30 protein-coding genes are annotated in these 16,148 nt (G+C 56.3%); all 30 read right to left on the reverse strand.

Features of this window, described 5'->3' with window-relative positions:
* Nucleotides 1–61 precede the first annotated feature (61 nt).
* Nucleotides 62–526 (reverse strand): bacterioferritin, encoded by a 465-nt coding sequence (bfr, locus tag ACEWE8_RS21950; RefSeq protein WP_046788133.1) that lies wholly within the window; start codon nt 524–526, stop codon nt 62–64.
* A gap of 164 nt (nt 527–690) precedes the next feature.
* Nucleotides 691–2,130, reverse strand: coding sequence for a catalase (locus ACEWE8_RS21955; protein ID WP_046788134.1), 1,440 nt, complete (start codon nt 2,128–2,130; stop codon nt 691–693).
* A gap of 172 nt (nt 2,131–2,302) precedes the next feature.
* On the reverse strand, nt 2,303–2,689 hold the full coding sequence (gene rplQ / locus ACEWE8_RS21960; RefSeq protein ID WP_003255451.1) for a 50S ribosomal protein L17: 387 nt from the start codon (nt 2,687–2,689) through the stop codon (nt 2,303–2,305).
* Nucleotides 2,690–2,731: 42 nt separating this feature from the next.
* Nucleotides 2,732–3,733: a DNA-directed RNA polymerase subunit alpha gene (locus tag ACEWE8_RS21965; protein ID WP_003255452.1), complete on the reverse strand. Its 1,002-nt coding sequence runs from the start codon at nt 3,731–3,733 to the stop codon at nt 2,732–2,734.
* A gap of 22 nt (nt 3,734–3,755) precedes the next feature.
* The gene (gene rpsD, locus ACEWE8_RS21970) at nt 3,756–4,376 is read right to left on the reverse strand and encodes a 30S ribosomal protein S4 (protein ID WP_012316514.1); all 621 of its coding nucleotides are present in this window, start codon (nt 4,374–4,376) and stop codon (nt 3,756–3,758) included.
* Between the two features lie 15 nt (nt 4,377–4,391).
* Nucleotides 4,392–4,781, reverse strand: a complete 390-nt coding sequence (gene rpsK / locus ACEWE8_RS21975; RefSeq protein WP_003255454.1) for a 30S ribosomal protein S11 — start codon at nt 4,779–4,781, stop codon at nt 4,392–4,394.
* Between the two features lie 18 nt (nt 4,782–4,799).
* Nucleotides 4,800–5,156, reverse strand: coding sequence for a 30S ribosomal protein S13 (gene rpsM, locus ACEWE8_RS21980; protein WP_012316515.1), 357 nt, complete (start codon nt 5,154–5,156; stop codon nt 4,800–4,802).
* 131 nt (nt 5,157–5,287) lie between these two features.
* Nucleotides 5,288–5,404 (reverse strand): 50S ribosomal protein L36, encoded by a 117-nt coding sequence (gene rpmJ / locus ACEWE8_RS21985; RefSeq protein WP_046788135.1) that lies wholly within the window; start codon nt 5,402–5,404, stop codon nt 5,288–5,290.
* A gap of 28 nt (nt 5,405–5,432) precedes the next feature.
* Nucleotides 5,433–6,764: a preprotein translocase subunit SecY gene (gene secY, locus ACEWE8_RS21990; protein WP_003255459.1), complete on the reverse strand. Its 1,332-nt coding sequence runs from the start codon at nt 6,762–6,764 to the stop codon at nt 5,433–5,435.
* On the reverse strand, nt 6,765–7,199 hold the full coding sequence (gene rplO / locus ACEWE8_RS21995; protein ID WP_003255461.1) for a 50S ribosomal protein L15: 435 nt from the start codon (nt 7,197–7,199) through the stop codon (nt 6,765–6,767). It abuts the gene before it with no gap.
* A gap of 3 nt (nt 7,200–7,202) precedes the next feature.
* Nucleotides 7,203–7,379 carry a 50S ribosomal protein L30 gene (gene rpmD, locus ACEWE8_RS22000; RefSeq protein WP_008089798.1) on the reverse strand — a complete coding sequence of 59 codons (177 nt, stop codon included), beginning with the start codon at nt 7,377–7,379 and terminating at the stop codon, nt 7,203–7,205.
* A 2-nt stretch (nt 7,380–7,381) separates the two neighbouring features.
* Nucleotides 7,382–7,882, reverse strand: coding sequence for a 30S ribosomal protein S5 (gene rpsE, locus ACEWE8_RS22005; protein WP_003255465.1), 501 nt, complete (start codon nt 7,880–7,882; stop codon nt 7,382–7,384).
* A 3-nt stretch (nt 7,883–7,885) separates the two neighbouring features.
* Complete coding sequence (gene rplR, locus ACEWE8_RS22010; RefSeq protein ID WP_008089801.1) at nt 7,886–8,236, reverse strand: 50S ribosomal protein L18; 351 nt, start codon at nt 8,234–8,236, stop codon at nt 7,886–7,888.
* A gap of 10 nt (nt 8,237–8,246) precedes the next feature.
* Entirely contained in the window at nt 8,247–8,780 is a 534-nt protein-coding gene (rplF, locus tag ACEWE8_RS22015) for a 50S ribosomal protein L6 (RefSeq protein WP_009681972.1), read from the reverse strand.
* Between the two features lie 12 nt (nt 8,781–8,792).
* On the reverse strand, nt 8,793–9,185 hold the full coding sequence (gene rpsH / locus ACEWE8_RS22020) for a 30S ribosomal protein S8 (protein WP_008089805.1): 393 nt from the start codon (nt 9,183–9,185) through the stop codon (nt 8,793–8,795).
* 208 nt (nt 9,186–9,393) lie between these two features.
* Nucleotides 9,394–9,699 carry a 30S ribosomal protein S14 gene (rpsN, locus tag ACEWE8_RS22025; protein WP_012316516.1) on the reverse strand — a complete coding sequence of 102 codons (306 nt, stop codon included), beginning with the start codon at nt 9,697–9,699 and terminating at the stop codon, nt 9,394–9,396.
* A 13-nt stretch (nt 9,700–9,712) separates the two neighbouring features.
* The gene (rplE, locus tag ACEWE8_RS22030; RefSeq protein WP_012316517.1) at nt 9,713–10,252 is read right to left on the reverse strand and encodes a 50S ribosomal protein L5; all 540 of its coding nucleotides are present in this window, start codon (nt 10,250–10,252) and stop codon (nt 9,713–9,715) included.
* A gap of 20 nt (nt 10,253–10,272) precedes the next feature.
* Entirely contained in the window at nt 10,273–10,587 is a 315-nt protein-coding gene (gene rplX / locus ACEWE8_RS22035) for a 50S ribosomal protein L24 (protein ID WP_003255476.1), read from the reverse strand.
* 11 nt (nt 10,588–10,598) lie between these two features.
* Nucleotides 10,599–10,967 carry a 50S ribosomal protein L14 gene (gene rplN / locus ACEWE8_RS22040; protein WP_008089810.1) on the reverse strand — a complete coding sequence of 123 codons (369 nt, stop codon included), beginning with the start codon at nt 10,965–10,967 and terminating at the stop codon, nt 10,599–10,601.
* 23 nt (nt 10,968–10,990) lie between these two features.
* A complete protein-coding gene (gene rpsQ / locus ACEWE8_RS22045; RefSeq protein WP_008089812.1) occupies nt 10,991–11,257 on the reverse strand; it encodes a 30S ribosomal protein S17 in 267 nt (88 codons plus the stop codon).
* Nucleotides 11,258–11,259: 2 nt separating this feature from the next.
* On the reverse strand, nt 11,260–11,451 hold the full coding sequence (gene rpmC, locus ACEWE8_RS22050; protein ID WP_002555481.1) for a 50S ribosomal protein L29: 192 nt from the start codon (nt 11,449–11,451) through the stop codon (nt 11,260–11,262).
* Complete coding sequence (gene rplP, locus ACEWE8_RS22055) at nt 11,451–11,864, reverse strand: 50S ribosomal protein L16 (RefSeq protein WP_003255479.1); 414 nt, start codon at nt 11,862–11,864, stop codon at nt 11,451–11,453. The genes rpmC and rplP overlap by 1 nt, the downstream gene beginning before the upstream one ends.
* 12 nt (nt 11,865–11,876) lie before the next feature.
* Entirely contained in the window at nt 11,877–12,563 is a 687-nt protein-coding gene (gene rpsC / locus ACEWE8_RS22060; RefSeq protein WP_003255481.1) for a 30S ribosomal protein S3, read from the reverse strand.
* Nucleotides 12,564–12,576: 13 nt separating this feature from the next.
* A complete protein-coding gene (gene rplV / locus ACEWE8_RS22065; RefSeq protein WP_003103908.1) occupies nt 12,577–12,909 on the reverse strand; it encodes a 50S ribosomal protein L22 in 333 nt (110 codons plus the stop codon).
* 11 nt (nt 12,910–12,920) lie between these two features.
* Nucleotides 12,921–13,196 carry a 30S ribosomal protein S19 gene (gene rpsS / locus ACEWE8_RS22070; RefSeq protein WP_003255482.1) on the reverse strand — a complete coding sequence of 92 codons (276 nt, stop codon included), beginning with the start codon at nt 13,194–13,196 and terminating at the stop codon, nt 12,921–12,923.
* Nucleotides 13,197–13,212: 16 nt separating this feature from the next.
* Nucleotides 13,213–14,037, reverse strand: a complete 825-nt coding sequence (gene rplB / locus ACEWE8_RS22075) for a 50S ribosomal protein L2 (protein ID WP_012316518.1) — start codon at nt 14,035–14,037, stop codon at nt 13,213–13,215.
* Nucleotides 14,038–14,051: 14 nt separating this feature from the next.
* Nucleotides 14,052–14,351 carry a 50S ribosomal protein L23 gene (rplW, locus tag ACEWE8_RS22080; protein ID WP_003255484.1) on the reverse strand — a complete coding sequence of 100 codons (300 nt, stop codon included), beginning with the start codon at nt 14,349–14,351 and terminating at the stop codon, nt 14,052–14,054.
* A complete protein-coding gene (gene rplD, locus ACEWE8_RS22085) occupies nt 14,348–14,950 on the reverse strand; it encodes a 50S ribosomal protein L4 (protein WP_003255485.1) in 603 nt (200 codons plus the stop codon). Before rplD ends, rplW begins: the two co-directional genes overlap by 4 nt.
* A gap of 12 nt (nt 14,951–14,962) precedes the next feature.
* A complete protein-coding gene (gene rplC, locus ACEWE8_RS22090) occupies nt 14,963–15,598 on the reverse strand; it encodes a 50S ribosomal protein L3 (RefSeq protein WP_012316519.1) in 636 nt (211 codons plus the stop codon).
* Between the two features lie 80 nt (nt 15,599–15,678).
* On the reverse strand, nt 15,679–15,990 hold the full coding sequence (gene rpsJ, locus ACEWE8_RS22095; protein ID WP_003186070.1) for a 30S ribosomal protein S10: 312 nt from the start codon (nt 15,988–15,990) through the stop codon (nt 15,679–15,681).
* Nucleotides 15,991–16,148: the final 158 nt, after the last annotated feature.

Here is a 16,148-nt window from a genome sequence, read left to right on the forward strand (position 1 = left end):
TGCATGAAAAAGCCCCTGGTTACCGATGGTGCCAGGGGCTCTTTTTTAGTCTGTGGATAACTTACATCTGCGACTGCAGGTAGTTGTCCAGGCCGATGGCCTTGATCAGGCCCTGCTGCTTCTCAAGCCAATAGGTGTGATCTTCTTCGGTATCGGCCAGCTGGGCACGCAGGATATCGCGACTGATGTAGTCCTTGTGCAGCTCGCACAGCTCGATACCCTTGCACAGGGCGGCACGAACCTTGTACTCAAGCTTGAGGTCCGCTTCGATCATTTCCGGCACGGTGCTGCCCACTTCCAGGTCATCCGCGCGCATATCGGGGGTGCCTTCGAGCATGAGGATACGCCGCATCAGCGCATCGGCGTGCTGGGTTTCCTCTTCCATCTCATGGTTGATGCGTTCGTAGAGCTTGGACAGGCCCCAGTCTTCGTACATGCGCGAGTGAATGAAGTACTGATCGCGTGCGGCCAGTTCGCCCTTCAGCAACGTGACGAGATAATTGATTACGTCCGGGTGACCTTGCATCGCCCTGATTCTCCGTGTGGATACGTCTAATGAAACATAGTTTGAACCAGGAATTGCTTGCGGTCACTGAAAACTGCGCAATCAGGGGCAAAAAATCGGGTAAACAGTAGTGATATTCATTGAAAAACCGCCCAAATGAGGGCGGTTCTCCTTATCACTTCGAGTTAGGCGAGATTCACGCCCAATGCCTTGGCGATGCCTTCACCGTAGGCCGGATCAGCCCTGAAGAAGTACTGCAACTGACGCTGGATGACATCTTCACTGACGCCTGCCATGGTTCCAGCGATATTGCTGATCAGCAGTGCCTTTTGCTCGTCGCTCATCAAGCGGAACAGTGCACCGGCGTGGCTGTAATAGTCGTTGTCTTCACGGTGATCGTAGCGATCAGCTGCTCCATTGAGGGCCAATGCAGGTTCGCCATGGTCAGGCGACTGCTTAGGCGCGTCGCGATAGCTGTTGGGCTCGTAATTGGGCGCACCGCCATAACTACCAAAAGCCATAGAACCATCACGCTGGTAGCTATTGACCGGGCAGCGTGGCGCGTTGACGGGCAACTGCTGATGGTTGGTGCCCACGCGGTAGCGATGCGCATCGGCATAGGCGAACACGCGGCCCTGCAGCATGCGATCTGGCGAAAGCCCCACGCCCGGCACCATGTTGCTCGGGCCAAACGCTGCCTGCTCGACTTCGGCGAAATAGTTGAGCGGGTTGCGGTTAAGTTCCAGCACACCTACCTCGATCAACGGATAGTCCTTCTGCGACCAGGTCTTGGTCACATCGAACGGATTTTCATCGCGACTGGCCGCCTCCTCTTCAGTCATGACCTGAATGCACACGGTCCAACGCGGGTAGTCTGCGCGTTCGATCGCCTCGAACAGGTCGCGCTGGGCGTAGTCAGGGTCTGTACCGGCCAGGCGCGCAGCATCGGCGGGCGTAAGGTTCTTGATGCCTTGTTGGGTCTTGAAGTGCCATTTGACCCAGGTACGCTCGCCAGCAGCGCTGATCAGGCTATAGGTGTGGCTGCCGAAGCCGTGCATGTGGCGGTAGCCGTCCGGGATGCCACGATCAGAGAACAGGATGGTGACCTGGTGCAACGCCTCCGGCGAATGCGACCAGAAGTCCCACATCATCTGGGCGTTCTTCAGGTTGGTTTGCGGGTGGCGCTTCTGGGTGTGAATAAAGTCCGGGAATTTTAGCGGGTCACGAATGAAGAAAACCGGGGTGTTGTTACCCACGATGTCCCAGTTGCCTTCCTCGGTGTAAAACTTTACTGCAAAGCCACGAGGATCACGCTCGGTATCTGCCGAACCGCGCTCGCCACCGACGGTAGAAAAACGCAGGAAGGTTTCAGTCTGCTTACCAATCGTGTCGAACAGCTTGGCCTTGGTGAATCGAGTGATGTCCTGGGTGACTGTAAAGGTGCCATAGGCTCCGGAGCCCTTGGCGTGCACACGCCGTTCAGGGATGTTCTCTCGATTGAAGTGAGCGAGTTTCTCGATCAGGTGGAAATCGTCGAGCAGCAGCGGGCCGCGCGGGCCAGCAGAGCGGGAATTCTGGTTGTCAGCTACGGGGGCACCGCTGGCGGTGGTGAGAATCTTGCTCATGGGCTCTCCATATCGGTCTTGGACTGCCGGCGAATCGGCTTGGATAGGAGTATCGACGAGCGGTTGTTTCAAAACAAATTCATTACATGTCTTGTATCAATAGAAATAAACAATACCTGCAGAAACAAAAAACCGGGCGCTAGGCCCGGTTTTCTGTAGCAGACAGAACGTCTTACTCGGCAGCTTCTACAGCACCACCGACTGGACGATCAACCAGCTCGACGTACGCCATAGGCGCGTTGTCGCCAGCGCGGAAACCGCACTTCAGGATGCGCAGGTAGCCGCCCTGACGGGTGGCGTAACGCTTGCCCAGATCGTTGAACAGTTTGCCAACAGCCGACTTCGAACGGGTACGGTCGAAGGCCAGACGGCGGTTAGCAACGCTGTCTTCCTTGGCCAGGGTGATCAGCGGCTCGGCAACGCGGCGCAGTTCCTTGGCTTTCGGCAGGGTGGTTTTGATCAGCTCGTGCTCGATCAGCGACACAGCCATGTTCTGGAACATAGCTTTGCGGTGAGAGCTGGTACGGCTCAGGTGACGTCCACTTTTACGATGACGCATGATTCATTCCTTACCAAACACTACGTTCGGTGATTACGACGATCAGGCGGTCGCCTTGTCGTCTTTCTTAAGACTTGCAGGCGGCCAGTTGTCGAGGCGCATGCCGAGAGACAGACCACGAGAGGCCAGCACGTCCTTGATTTCAGTCAGGGACTTCTTGCCCAGGTTAGGAGTCTTCAACAGCTCTACTTCGGTACGCTGAATCAGGTCGCCGATGTAGTAGATGTTCTCCGCCTTGAGGCAGTTGGCCGAACGTACAGTCAGTTCCAGGTCGTCAACCGGACGCAGCAGGATCGGATCGATCTCGTCTTCCTGCTCGACTACGACAGGCTCGCTGTCACCTTTGAGGTCGACGAACGCGGCCAACTGCTGTTGCAGGATGGTCGCAGCGCGGCGGATAGCCTCTTCAGGATCCAGGGTGCCGTTGGTTTCCAGATCAATGACCAGCTTGTCCAGGTTGGTACGCTGTTCAACACGGGCGTTCTCGACCACATAGGCGATACGACGCACCGGGCTGAACGAAGCGTCCAGCTGCAGACGGCCAATGCTACGGCTTTCGTCTTCGTCGGTTTGACGGGAGTCAGCCGGCTCGTAACCGCGACCACGAGCTACAGTGAGCTTCATGTTCAGGGCGCCGTTGGACGCCAGGTTCGCGATTACGTGATCGGGGTTGACGATCTCGACATCGTGATCCAGCTGAATATCGGCAGCGGTAACCACCCCCGAACCCTTTTTCGACAAGGTCAGCGTAACTTCGTCACGACCGTGCAGTTTGATAGCCAGGCCTTTAAGGTTCAACAGGATTTCAATTACGTCTTCCTGTACACCTTCGATCGCGGAGTACTCATGGAGTACGCCATCGATCTCGGCCTCGACTACTGCACAGCCAGGCATGGAGGACAACAGGATGCGGCGCAGCGCGTTGCCCAGGGTATGGCCGAAGCCACGCTCGAGAGGCTCGAGCGTGATCTTGGCGCGGGTCGGACTGACTACCTGCACATCAATATGGCGGGGAGTCAGGAACTCATTTACCGAAATCTGCATGGATGCACCTATTTTCTAGCCCTTACTTGGAGTAGAGCTCGACAATCAGGTTTTCGTTGATGTCGGCAGACAGGTCGCCGCGAGCAGGAACGTTCTTGAAAACGCCCGACTTCTTAGCGGAATCTACGTCTACCCACTCAACGCGGCCACGCTGGGCGCACAGTTCAAGGGCTTGAACAATGCGCAGCTGGTTCGACGACTTCTCGCGAACCGCGACCACGTCACCCGGACGAACTTGGTAGGATGGAATGTTTACAGTCTTACCGTTGACGCTGATCGCTTTGTGCGAAACCAGCTGACGGGACTCGGAACGAGTCGAGCCGAAGCCCATACGGTAGACGACGTTATCCAGACGGCACTCGAGCAGTTGCAGCAGGTTCTCACCGGTTGCGCCTTTTTTCGAGGCAGCAGCCTGGTAGTAACCGCGGAACTGACGCTCCAGAACACCGTAGATACGACGGACTTTTTGTTTCTCGCGCAGCTGGGTACCGTAGTCGGACTGACGGCCACGGCGCTGGCCGTGGATACCTGGGGCTGCTTCGATGTTGCACTTCGATTCCAGAGCGCGAACGCCGCTCTTCAGGAACAGGTCGGTGCCTTCACGACGAGACAGTTTGCATTTTGGACCAATGTAACGTGCCATTCTTCTGTCTCCTGATTACACGCGGCGCTTCTTCGGCGGACGGCACCCGTTGTGCGGGATTGGCGTCACGTCGGTGATGCTGGCGATCTTGTAGCCGCAGCTGTTCAATGCACGAACGGCGGACTCACGACCTGGACCTGGACCCTTGACGTTTACGTCGAGGTTCTTAAGACCGTATTCCAGCGCAGCTTGACCAGCACGCTCAGCAGCGATCTGAGCTGCGAACGGGGTGGATTTGCGCGAACCACGGAAACCCGAACCACCGGAGGTCGCCCAGGACAAAGCATTGCCCTGACGGTCGGTGATGGTCACGATGGTGTTGTTGAAAGACGCATGGATGTGGGCGATGCCATCAACCACTGTCTTTTTGACTTTCTTACGAGGACGAGCAGCAGGTTTTGCCATGTCTATATTCCTGGGCGATTACTTGCGGATCGGCTTACGCGGGCCCTTACGGGTGCGTGCGTTGGTCTTGGTGCGCTGACCGCGAACCGGCAGACCTTTACGATGACGCAGGCCGCGGTAGCAACCCAGGTCCATCAAGCGCTTGATCTTCATGTTGACGTCACGACGCAGGTCACCTTCGGTGGTGAACTTCGCAACTTCGCCACGCAGGGTTTCGATTTGCTCGTCGCTCAGATCCTTGATCTTAGCGGCTGGATTTACACCAGCATCTGCACAGATCTTCTGTGCAGTTGTGCGACCGACACCATAGATGTAGGTCAGCGAGATAACAGTATGCTTGTTATCTGGAATGTTGACGCCTGCAATACGGGCCATTCAGTGGGACTCCAATTGACAGCTACCTACGCCCCGGAAGCCAAGAAATAGGGCGCGAGATAATATCGCTGTAGAAACGAATAATCAACCCAGCAGCACACTAGCTGCTGGGTTTGAAACGCAGATCACACTCAGCCTTGGCGCTGTTTGTGACGCGGTTCCGAGCTGCAGATCACTCGTACGACGCCTTCGCGACGGATGATCTTGCAGTTGCGGCACAGCTTTTTCACCGATGCACGAACTTTCATTACCGACTCCTCGAACCTTAGGGGCGTATCAGCGCAGCAAACCGCTGCCACCGTAGCCTTTCAGGTTGGCTTTCTTCATCAGGGATTCGTACTGGTGCGAAACGAGGTGCGATTGTACTTGGGACATGAAGTCCATCACAACCACTACCACAATCAGCAACGAGGTCCCGCCAAGGTAGAACGGCACATTTGCTGCCACCACCAGGAACTGGGGCAGAAGGCAGACGGCCATCATGTAAAGAGCACCGAACATGGTCAAACGAGTCAGAACGCCATCAATGTAGCGCGCCGACTGCTCACCAGGACGGATACCCGGAATAAAGGCACCGGACTTCTTCAGGTTTTCCGCTACGTCTTTCGGGTTGAACATCAACGCTGTGTAGAAGAAGCAGAAGAAAATGATCCCTGCACTAAACAGCAGAATGTTCAACGGCTGACCAGGAGCGATCGACTGCGAGATGTCCTGCAGCCAGCCCATACCTTCGGACTGACCGAACCAGGCACCCAGCGAAGCCGGGAACAGCAGAATGCTGCTCGCGAAAATGGCCGGAATAACCCCCGCCATGTTCACTTTAAGCGGCAAGTGGCTGGTCTGCGCTGCAAAGACCTTGCGGCCCTGCTGACGCTTGGCGTAGTGAACGGCGATACGACGCTGACCACGCTCAATGAACACCACGAAACCGATAATCGCTACTGCCAGCAAACCGATAGCGACCAGGGCGAAAATGTTGATATCGCCTGTGCGCGCAGACTCGAAAGACTGCCCGATTGCTCTCGGAAGACCGGCAACGATACCTGCGAAAATCAACATCGAGATACCGTTGCCCACACCGCGCTCGGTGATCTGCTCACCCAGCCACATCATGAACATCGCGCCTGCCACAAACGTGGAAACCGCGACGACATGGAAGCCAAGGCCCGCAGAAAACGCCACGCCCTGGTTGGCCAGGCCAATGGACATGCCAATGGCTTGAACCAGCGCCAGAATAACGGTGCCGTAGCGGGTGTACTGGCTGATCTTGCGACGGCCAGCTTCACCTTCCTTCTTCAACTGCTCCAGTTGCGGGCTGACCGCGGTCATCAGCTGCATGATGATCGATGCCGAGATGTACGGCATGATCCCCAATGCAAAGATGCTCATGCGCTCAAGCGCGCCACCGGAAAACATGTTGAACAAGCTAAGAATGGTCCCCTCATTCTGCCGAAACAGATCCGCCAGACGGTCCGGATTGATGCCTGGAACCGGGATATGCGCACCTATCCGATAGACGATGATCGCCATGAACAGAAAGCGCAGACGAGCCCAGAGTTCCGACATCCCGCCCTTACCGAGCGAAGAGAGAGCACCTTGCTTAGCCATTTATTCCTCGAATTTGCCGCCAGCTGCTTCGATAGCCGCACGCGCACCCTTGGTGGCTGCGATACCCTTGATGGTGACTGCGCGAGTAACTTCGCCAGACAGCATGATTTTCACACGCTGAATGTGCTGGTTGATCACGTTGGCATCCTTCAGGGATTGCACGGAGATCACGTCGCCTTCCACTTTGGCCAGCTCGGACAGACGCACTTCTGCGCGGTCCATGGCTTTCAGGGAAACGAAGCCGAACTTCGGCAGGCGACGGTGCAGCGGCTGTTGACCGCCTTCGAAGCCCGGAGCGATCGAACCACCCGAACGGGAGGTCTGACCTTTGTGGCCACGGCCGCCGGTCTTGCCCAGACCGCTACCGATACCACGACCCGGACGATGCTTTTCGCGACGGGAACCCGGCGCTGGACTCAGATCATTGAGTTTCATCGATTAACCCTCGACGCGCAGCATGTAGTAAGCCTTGTTGATCATCCCGCGGTTCTCGGGAGTATCCTGGACTTCTACAGTGTGACCGATGCGACGCAGACCCAGACCTTTAACGCACAGTTTGTGGTTAGGGATACGGCCCGAGACGCTCTTGATCAGCGTTACTTTTACGGTTGCCATGATCAGAAGATCTCCTCAACGCTCTTGCCGCGCTTGGCAGCAATGGACTCAGGAGATTGCATGGCTTTCAGACCCTTGAAGGTGGCGTAAACCACGTTCACTGGGTTGGTCGAACCGTAGCACTTGGCCAGGACGTTCTGAACACCAGCAACTTCCAGGACAGCACGCATGGCGCCGCCGGCGATGATACCGGTACCTTCCGAAGCAGGCTGCATGTAAACCTTCGAGGCGCCGTGGGCGGCCTTGGTGGCGTACTGCAGGGTGGTGCCCTTCAGGTCAACCTGGATCATGTTGCGACGAGCAGCTTCCATGGCTTTCTGAATCGCGGCAGGTACTTCGCGCGATTTGCCACGGCCGAAGCCGACGCGACCTTTACCATCACCAACCACGGTCAGCGCGGTGAAGGTGAAGATACGGCCGCCTTTAACGGTTTTAGCTACGCGGTTAACTTGAACCAGCTTCTCGATGTAGCCTTCGTCGCGCTTTTGATCGTTATTTGCCATAACTTAGAACTCCAGCCCGCCTTCACGAGCAGCATCAGCCAGCGCTTTGACGCGGCCATGGTACTTGAAGCCGGAACGGTCAAAGGCAACTTGAGATACACCGGCGGCTTTCGCACGCTCAGCTACCAGCTTGCCAACCTTAGTGGCCGCGTCGATGTTGCCAGTGGCGCCATCACGCAGGTCTTTGTCCAAGGTCGAGGCGCTTGCCAAAACCTTGCTGCCGTCGGCCGAAATGACCTGGGCGTAGATGTGCTGCGAGGAGCGGAACACGCACAGGCGCACGACTTCGAGTTCGTGCATCTTGAGACGTGCTTTGCGAGCGCGACGCAGTCGAGTAACTTTTTTGTCGGTCATTTGCTAGGCCCTACTTCTTCTTGGCTTCTTTACGACGGACTACTTCGTCCGCGTAACGCACACCCTTGCCTTTGTAAGGCTCTGGCGGACGGAAGTCGCGGATTTCAGCGGCCACCTGACCTACCAGCTGCTTGTCGATACCCTTGATCAGGATGTCGGTTTGGCTGGGAGTTTCAGCAGTGATACCGGCTGGCAGTTCGTAGTCCACTGGATGCGAGAAGCCCAGAGCCAGGTTCAGGACGGTGCCTTTAGCCTGTGCCTTGTAACCAACACCGACCAGCTGGAGCTTGCGCTCAAAGCCTTGGCTTACGCCCTGGACCATGTTGTTGACCAGAGCACGGGTAGTACCGGCCATGGCGCGAGCTTGCTGATCACCGTTGCGAGCGACGAAACGCAGTTCGCCGGACTCTTCGGTAACTTCAACAGACGAGTGAACGTTCAGTTCGAGAGTGCCTTTGGCACCCTTCACCGAAAGCTGCTGACCGGCGAATTTGACTTCGACACCAGCTGGCAGCTTAACGGGGTTCTTAGCGACGCGAGACATGCCTATCTCCCCTTAGAACACTGTGCACAGAACTTCGCCGCCGACACCGGCAGCGCGCGCAGCGCGGTCAGTCATCACACCTTTGTTGGTGGAGACGATAGACACGCCCAGGCCGCCACGAACTTTCGGCAGGTCTGTGACGGACTTGTACTGGCGCAGGCCAGGACGGCTGGAACGCTTCAGCTCCTCGATGACCGGACGGCCTTCGAAGTACTTGAGTTCGATCGACAGGGACGGCTTGGCCTCACCAGTAACCTGGTAGCCAGCGATGTAACCTTCGTCTTTCAGAACTTTGGCAACCGCGACCTTCAGAGTGGAGGAAGGCATGCTTACGACGGACTTTTCAGCCATCTGGGCATTACGGATGCGAGTTAGCATGTCCGCTAACGGGTCCTGCATACTCATGGGCTAGATGCTCCTGATACAAGAATTATTAGCCTTGCGGCTATCACAACCACCCAAGCAGGCAGGGTAAAAACCCGGGCTCAGGTGAGCCGGTCATTCTAGACACAAGACAGAAACGAAACAAGCCCCATGAAGGGGCTTGTTTGTTGGCGAGAACACCGGCGGTCGGAAGATTACTCCCCTTCCGCCAGGGTCACACCTGCAGCGATTACCAGGAGGCCTTGACCAGACCTGGTACGTCACCGCGCATTGCGGCTTGACGCAGCATGTTACGGCCCAGGCCGAACTTACGGTATACACCGTGAGGACGACCGGTCAGGCGGCAACGGTTGCGCAGACGCGCAGCGCTGGCATCACGTGGCTGCTTCTGCAGAGCGACAACGGCAGCGAAACGCTCTTCAGGAGAGGCGTTCAGGTTGACGATGGTCGCTTTCAGCTCAGCACGCTTTTTGGCGAACTTGGCTACCGTGAGCTGACGCTTCAGCTCGCGGTTTTTCATGCTCTTCTTGGCCATTTTCCTACTCCAATCAGTTGCGGAACGGGAATTTGAATGCACGCAGCAGAGCGCGGCCTTCGTCATCCGAACGAGCAGTGGTGGTCAGGGTGATGTCCAAACCGCGCAGAGCATCGATCTTGTCGTAATCGATTTCCGGGAAGATGATCTGCTCTTTCACGCCCATGCTGTAGTTGCCACGGCCATCGAAGGACTTGGCATTCAGGCCGCGGAAGTCGCGGACCCGAGGCAGGGAGATCGCCAGCAGGCGGTCCAGGAATTCGTACATCTTTTCGCGACGCAGGGTCACCTTGACACCGATCGGCCATCCTTCACGGACTTTGAAGCCCGCGATGGATTTACGAGCGAAAGTCACAACCGGCTTTTGACCGGTGATCTTTTCCAGGTCGGCAACAGCGTGCTCGATGACTTTCTTGTCGCCGATCGCTTCGCCCAGACCCATGTTCAGGGTGATCTTGGTAACGCGCGGAACTTCCATCACGTTCGACAGCTTAAGTTCTTCCTTAAGCTTAGGAGCGATTTCGTTCCGGTAAATCTCTTTCAGTCGTGCCATGGTCTTCTACCTAGCAGTGTTCAAGCATCAACCGCTTTTTGGGTCGACTTGAAGACACGAATTTTCTTACCGTCTTCTACTTTGAAACCAACGCGGTCAGCCTTGTTGGTTTCGCCATTGAAGATGGCAACGTTGGAAGCGTGCAGAGGCGCTTCTTTTTCGACGATACCGCCCTGAACGCCCGCCATCGGGTTAGGCTTGGTATGACGCTTGACCAGGTTCACACCACCGATGACCAGACGGTCGTCAGCGAGAACCTTCAGCACCTTACCGCGCTTACCTTTGTCTTTGCCGGCGATCACGATGATCTCGTCGTCACGACGAATCTTTTGCATGTCGGATCTCCTTACAGCACTTCAGGGGCGAGCGAGACGATCTTCATGAACTTCTCAGTACGAAGTTCACGGGTCACTGGCCCGAAGATGCGAGTGCCGATCGGCTCTTGCTTGGTGTTCAGCAGAACAGCAGCGTTGCCGTCGAAACGAATGATGGAACCGTCAGCGCGACGTACACCGTGACGGGTACGGACGACAACAGCGGTCATCACCTGGCCTTTTTTGACCTTACCGCGCGGAATTGCTTCCTTGACGGTTACTTTGATGATGTCACCGATGCCGGCGTAACGGCGGTGCGAACCGCCGAGTACCTTGATGCACATGACGCGACGAGCGCCGCTGTTATCGGCCACATCGAGCATGGATTGAGTCTGAATCATAAAATTTCTCCGACCCCTAGCCCTTAGACTTCAACAGCGCGTTCGAGGACTTCAACCAGTGCCCAGGACTTGGTCTTGGCCAGCGGACGGGTTTCACGGATGGAAACCTTGTCGCCGATTTTGCACTGGTTGGATTCGTCGTGCGCGTGCAGCTTAGTCGAACGCTTAACGTATTTACCGTAGATCGGGTGCTTGACGCGACGCTCGATCAGAACGGTGATGGTCTTGTCCATTTTGTCGCTGACGACACGGCCAGTCAGCGTACGGACGGTTTTTTCAGCTTCAGCCATGATCACTTACCTGCCTGCTGGTTAAGCACAGTTTTCACGCGAGCGATGTCACGCTTAACTTGCGAGAGCAGGTGCGACTGCCCCAACTGGCCAGTTGCCTTCTGCATACGCAGATTGAACTGGTCGCGCAGCAAGCCGAGCAGTTGCTCATTCAGTTGCTGTGCAGATTTTTCACGAAGTTCATTCGCTTTCATCACATCACCGTCCGCTTAACAAAGGAGGTGGCGAGAGGCAGCTTTGCAGCAGCCAGGGCGAAAGCTTCGCGCGCCAGCTCTTCAGAAACACCCTCGATCTCGTACAGGACTTTGCCTGGCTGGATCTGGGCAACCCAGTATTCCACGGAACCCTTACCTTTACCCATACGAACCTCGAGAGGCTTCTTGGAGATCGGCTTGTCCGGGAAGACACGGATCCAGATCTTGCCGCCACGTTTAACGTGACGGGTCAGAGCACGACGTGCCGACTCGATCTGGCGGGCGGTGAGGCGACCGCGAGCAACAGCTTTCAGGGCGAATTCGCCGAAGCTGACTTTGCTACCGCGCAGTGCCAGACCACGGTTGTGGCCGGTCATCTGCTTGCGGAATTTTGTACGCTTTGGTTGCAACATTTGGCGTACCCCTTACTTAGCAGCTTTTTTACGAGGCGCTGGTGCTTGTGGTTTCAGTTCTTCTTGGCGACCACCAATAACTTCGCCTTTGAAGATCCAAACCTTCACACCGATCACACCGTAAGTGGTGTGAGCTTCGTAGGTGTTGTAGTCGATATCGGCACGCAGGGTGTGCAGAGGCACACGACCTTCGCGATACCACTCGGTACGAGCAATCTCAGCACCGCCGAGACGACCGCTCACCTGGATCTTGATGCCCTTGGCACCAATACGCATGGCGTTCTGTACGGCGCGCTTCATGGCGCGACGGAACATTACGCGGCGTTCCAGCTGCTGAGCTACGCTCTGCGCAACCAGCATAGCGTCGAGTTCCGGCTTGCGGATCTCTTCGATGTTGATGTGCACAGGCACACCCATCTGCTTGGTCAGGTCCTGACGCAGCTTCTCGACATCCTCACCTTTCTTACCGATAACGATACCGGGACGAGCGGTGTGGATGGTGATGCGTGCAGTTTGAGCCGGACGATGAATATCGATACGGCTTACGGACGCGCTTTTTAGTTTGTCTTGGAGGTACTCACGCGTTTTCAGATCCTTCAAGAGGTAATCTGCGTAAGTAGCACCGTCTGCGTACCAGACGGAGGTGTGCTCCTTGACGATTCCCAGGCGAATGCCAGTGGGATGTACTTTCTGACCCATCTGATCGACTCCGTTACTTGTCCGCAACCTTGACAGTGATATGGCAAGACCGCTTGACGATGCGATCAGCACGGCCTTTGGCACGTGGCATGATGCGCTTCAGCGAACGCCCTTCGTTGACGAAGACGGTGGAGACCTTCAGGTCATCAACGTCTGCGCCTTCGTTGTGTTCGGCGTTGGCAACGGCCGACTCGAGGACTTTCTTCATGATTTCAGCGGCTTTTTTGCTGCTGAAGGCCAACAGGTTGAGCGCTTCGCCCACCTTCTTCCCGCGGATCTGGTCGGCGACCAAGCGGGCTTTCTGGGCGGAGATGCGAGCGCCCGACAACTTAGCGGCTACTTCCATTTCCTTACCCCTTAACGCTTGGCTTTCTTGTCAGCCACGTGCCCGCGATAGGTGCGGGTACCGGCGAACTCGCCCAGTTTGTGGCCGACCATGTCTTCGTTCACGAGAACTGGAACATGCTGGCGACCGTTGTGAACCGCGATGGTCAGACCGACCATTTGTGGCAGGATCATCGAACGACGCGACCAGGTTTTAACTGGCTTGCGATCATTCTTCTCCACCGCCACTTCGACCTTCTTCAGCAGGTGAAGATCGATAAAAGGACCTTTTTTCAGAGAACGTGGCACTGTCGTATCCCTCTAGTTACTTGCGACGACGGACGATCATGTTGTCGGTACGCTTATTACCACGGGTTTTAGCACCCTTGGTTGGGAAGCCCCATGGCGATACCGGATGACGACCACCGGAGGTACGACCTTCACCACCACCATGTGGGTGGTCAACCGGGTTCATGGCAACACCACGAACGGTTGGGCGAACGCCGCGCCAGCGTTTGGCACCAGCTTTACCCAGCGAGCGCAGGCTGTGCTCGGAGTTCGAGACTTCGCCCAGGGTCGCACGGCACTCAGCCAGTACTTTACGCATCTCACCGGAACGCAGACGCAGAGTCACGTAGACGCCTTCACGAGCGATCAGCTGAGCCGAAGCACCAGCGGAACGAGCGATCTGAGCACCTTTACCCGGCTTCAGTTCGATGCCGTGAATGGTGCTACCTACTGGGATGTTGCGCAGCTGCAGGGAGTTACCGGCCTTGATTGGGGCCAGAGCACCTGCGATCAGCTGGTCGCCAGCACTCACGCCTTTAGGGGCGATGATGTAGCGACGCTCACCGTCTGCGTAGCACAGCAGGGCGATGTGAGCAGTACGGTTTGGATCGTATTCGATACGCTCGACAGTGGCTGGGATGCCATCTTTGTCGTTGCGACGGAAGTCGACCAGACGGTAATGCTGCTTATGACCACCACCAACGTGACGAGTGGTGATGCGGCCATTGTTGTTACGACCACCAGACTTCGATTTCTTCTCGAGCAGCGGTGCGTGAGGAGCGCCTTTATGCAGCTCCTGGTTGACCACCTTGACCACGAAACGGCGGCCAGGGGAAGTCGGTTTGCATTTAACGATTGCCATGATGCACCCCTTCCTTACTCAGCACTGCTGCTGAAATCGAGATCTTGGCCTGGCTGAAGGGAGACGATCGCCTTCTTCCAGTCATTACGCTTGCCCAGACCACGTGCGGTACGCTTGGTTTTACCCAGAACGTTAACAGTCGACACGTTTTCAACTTTTACGTTGAACAGGCCTTCGACAGCTTTCTTGATTTCCAGCTTGGTTGCGTCAGTAGCAACCTTGAATACGAACTGGCCTTTTTTCTCAGCCAGAACGGTAGCCTTCTCGGAAACGTGCGGGCCAAGGAGGACTTTGAATACGCGTTCCTGGTTCATCCCAGCAGCTCCTCGAATTTCTTCACGGCCGAGACAGTGATCAACACTTTCTCGTATGCGATCAGACTGACCGGGTCGGAACCTTGAACGTCACGTACATCGACGTGCGGCAGGTTACGAGCAGCCAGGTACAGGTTCTGATCAACAGCGTCCGAAACGATCAGAACATCGCTCAGACCCATGCCGTTCAGCTTGTTCAGCAGATCTTTGGTTTTCGGTGCTTCAACAGCGAAGTCCTGAACCACGACCAGACGGTCGCTACGCACCAGCTCAGCGAGGATGGAGCGCAGAGCTGCGCGGTACATCTTCTTGTTGAGCTTCTGCGAGTGATCCTGAGGACGAGCTGCGAAGGTTACACCACCGCCACGCCAGATCGGACCACGAGTGGTACCAGCACGAGCACGGCCAGTACCCTTCTGACGCCATGGGCGCTTACCGCCACCAGCCACGTCGGAACGGGTCTTTTGCTGCTTGGTGCCCTGACGGCCGCCGGCCATGTAGGCCACGACTGCTTGGTGTACCAGCGTCTCGTTGAATTCGCCACCGAAAGTCAGTTCGGAAACTTCGATCGCCTGAGCGTCATTTACATTAAGTTGCATGTCAGTTTCCCCTTAACCGCGAGCCTTGACAGCCGGACGTACAACCACGTCGCCGCCAGTAGCGCCAGGAACGGCACCCTTGACCAGCAGCAGGTTGCGCTCAGCGTCTACGCGAACTACTTCCAGGGACTGAACAGTCACGCGCTCGGCGCCCATGTGACCGGACATTTTCTTGCCCTTGAACACACGACCAGGAGTCTGGCACTGGCCGATGGAGCCTGGGACACGGTGCGACACGGAGTTACCGTGGGTGTTGTCCTGGCCACGGAAGTTCCAGCGCTTGATGGTACCGGCAAAGCCTTTACCTTTGGACTGACCAGTAACGTCTACCAGCTGGCCTGCAGTGAAGAGTTCAGCTTTGATCGAGTCGCCAGCCTGGAACTCGCCTTCTTCAAGGCGGAACTCCCAGACACCGCGACCAGCGGCAACGTTGGCCTTGGCGAAGTGACCTGCCTGAGCGGCAGTCACACGCGAAGCACGACGCTCGCCGACAGTGACTTGCACTGCACGGTAGCCATCGGTTTCTTCAGTTTTGAACTGGGTGACGCGATTCGGCTCGATCTCAATGACCGTGACCGGAATGGAGACACCTTCTTCGGTGAAAATGCGGGTCATACCGCACTTGCGACCGACTACACCAATAGTCATGTTGTAAACCTCATGAGTGTACGGGGCTTTCACCCGCTATGGCCGCCCATTTCAGAGCGTTACACGACAAGACCGAAGTCTTAGCCGAGGCTGATCTGCACTTCCACACCTGCCGCCAGATCAAGCTTCATCAGCGCGTCAACGGTTTTATCCGTCGGCTGGACGATGTCCAGAACACGCTTATGAGTGCGGATCTCGTACTGGTCACGCGCGTCTTTGTTGACGTGCGGGGAGACCAGAACGGTGAAACGCTCTTTGCGGGTAGGCAGTGGAATTGGACCACGCACTTGTGCACCAGTACGTTTCGCGGTTTCCACGATTTCCTGGGTGGATTGGTCGATCAGGCGATGGTCGAAAGCCTTCAACCTGATTCGGATTTGCTGATTTTGCATTGGATTTCAGACTCCAGGCTGTTCCCAACGGACGCACTACGCCCGCTAAAAGGAGGCGTGATTCTATAGACGCCCCTATTTAGTGTCAACCCAATAAAAAAAACCCCCGCTGAGCGGGGGTTTTTTTCAATCGGTCGAGTGATTACTCGATGATTTTG

This window comes from Pseudomonas sp. TR47 (assembly GCF_044143025.1).
GTDB classification, from domain to species: domain Bacteria; phylum Pseudomonadota; class Gammaproteobacteria; order Pseudomonadales; family Pseudomonadaceae; genus Aquipseudomonas; species Aquipseudomonas putida_E.

Bases quoted from the DNA above. Each gene is read 5' to 3' on its own strand.
- rpsE (WP_003255465.1), bottom strand. From the start codon at position 7,882: ATGGCAAATAACGATCAAAAGCGCGACGAAGGCTACATCGAGAAGCTG.
- rplV (WP_003103908.1), bottom strand. From the start codon at position 12,909: ATGGAAGTAGCCGCTAAGTTGTCGGGCGCTCGCATCTCCGCCCAGAAA.
- rpsD (WP_012316514.1), bottom strand. From the start codon at position 4,376: ATGGCACGTTACATTGGTCCAAAATGCAAACTGTCTCGTCGTGAAGGC.
- secY (WP_003255459.1), bottom strand. From the start codon at position 6,764: ATGGCTAAGCAAGGTGCTCTCTCTTCGCTCGGTAAGGGCGGGATGTCG.
- rpsN (WP_012316516.1), bottom strand. From the start codon at position 9,699: ATGGCCAAGAAGAGCATGAAAAACCGCGAGCTGAAGCGTCAGCTCACG.
- rplE (WP_012316517.1), bottom strand. From the start codon at position 10,252: ATGGCACGACTGAAAGAGATTTACCGGAACGAAATCGCTCCTAAGCTT.
- rpsQ (WP_008089812.1), bottom strand. From the start codon at position 11,257: ATGGCTGAAGCTGAAAAAACCGTCCGTACGCTGACTGGCCGTGTCGTC.
- rplX (WP_003255476.1), bottom strand. From the start codon at position 10,587: ATGCAAAAGATTCGTCGTGACGACGAGATCATCGTGATCGCCGGCAAA.
- rplO (WP_003255461.1), bottom strand. From the start codon at position 7,199: ATGAAACTCAATGATCTGAGTCCAGCGCCGGGTTCCCGTCGCGAAAAG.
- rpsM (WP_012316515.1), bottom strand. From the start codon at position 5,156: ATGGCCCGTATTGCAGGCGTCAACATTCCAGATAACAAGCATACTGTT.
- rplR (WP_008089801.1), bottom strand. From the start codon at position 8,236: ATGACCGACAAAAAAGTTACTCGACTGCGTCGCGCTCGCAAAGCACGT.
- rpmC (WP_002555481.1), bottom strand. From the start codon at position 11,451: ATGAAAGCGAATGAACTTCGTGAAAAATCTGCACAGCAACTGAATGAG.
- rpmD (WP_008089798.1), bottom strand. From the start codon at position 7,379: ATGGCAACCGTAAAAGTAACGCTGATCAAGAGCGTCTCGGGCCGTATC.
- rplQ (WP_003255451.1), bottom strand. From the start codon at position 2,689: ATGCGTCATCGTAAAAGTGGACGTCACCTGAGCCGTACCAGCTCTCAC.
- rplW (WP_003255484.1), bottom strand. From the start codon at position 14,351: ATGAACCAGGAACGCGTATTCAAAGTCCTCCTTGGCCCGCACGTTTCC.
- bfr (WP_046788133.1), bottom strand. From the start codon at position 526: ATGCAAGGTCACCCGGACGTAATCAATTATCTCGTCACGTTGCTGAAG.
- rpmJ (WP_046788135.1), bottom strand. From the start codon at position 5,404: ATGAAAGTTCGTGCATCGGTGAAAAAGCTGTGCCGCAACTGCAAGATC.
- rpsK (WP_003255454.1), bottom strand. From the start codon at position 4,781: ATGGCAAAACCTGCTGCTCGTCCTCGTAAGAAAGTCAAAAAGACAGTG.
- rplF (WP_009681972.1), bottom strand. From the start codon at position 8,780: ATGTCTCGCGTCGCTAAGAACCCCGTTAAGCTGCCAGCTGGTGTCGAA.
- rplD (WP_003255485.1), bottom strand. From the start codon at position 14,950: ATGCAACTTAATGTAAATGACGCTCAGGCGATCGAAGTTTCCGAACTG.
- rpsC (WP_003255481.1), bottom strand. From the start codon at position 12,563: ATGGGTCAGAAAGTACATCCCACTGGCATTCGCCTGGGAATCGTCAAG.
- ACEWE8_RS21955 (WP_046788134.1), bottom strand. From the start codon at position 2,130: ATGAGCAAGATTCTCACCACCGCCAGCGGTGCCCCCGTAGCTGACAAC.
- rplP (WP_003255479.1), bottom strand. From the start codon at position 11,864: ATGTTGCAACCAAAGCGTACAAAATTCCGCAAGCAGATGACCGGCCAC.
- rplC (WP_012316519.1), bottom strand. From the start codon at position 15,598: ATGACTATTGGTGTAGTCGGTCGCAAGTGCGGTATGACCCGCATTTTC.
- ACEWE8_RS21965 (WP_003255452.1), bottom strand. From the start codon at position 3,733: ATGCAGATTTCGGTAAATGAGTTCCTGACTCCCCGCCATATTGATGTG.
- rplN (WP_008089810.1), bottom strand. From the start codon at position 10,967: ATGATTCAGACTCAATCCATGCTCGATGTGGCCGATAACAGCGGCGCT.
- rpsH (WP_008089805.1), bottom strand. From the start codon at position 9,185: ATGAGTATGCAGGACCCGTTAGCGGACATGCTAACTCGCATCCGTAAT.
- rplB (WP_012316518.1), bottom strand. From the start codon at position 14,037: ATGGCAATCGTTAAATGCAAACCGACTTCCCCTGGCCGCCGTTTCGTG.
- rpsJ (WP_003186070.1), bottom strand. From the start codon at position 15,990: ATGCAAAATCAGCAAATCCGAATCAGGTTGAAGGCTTTCGACCATCGC.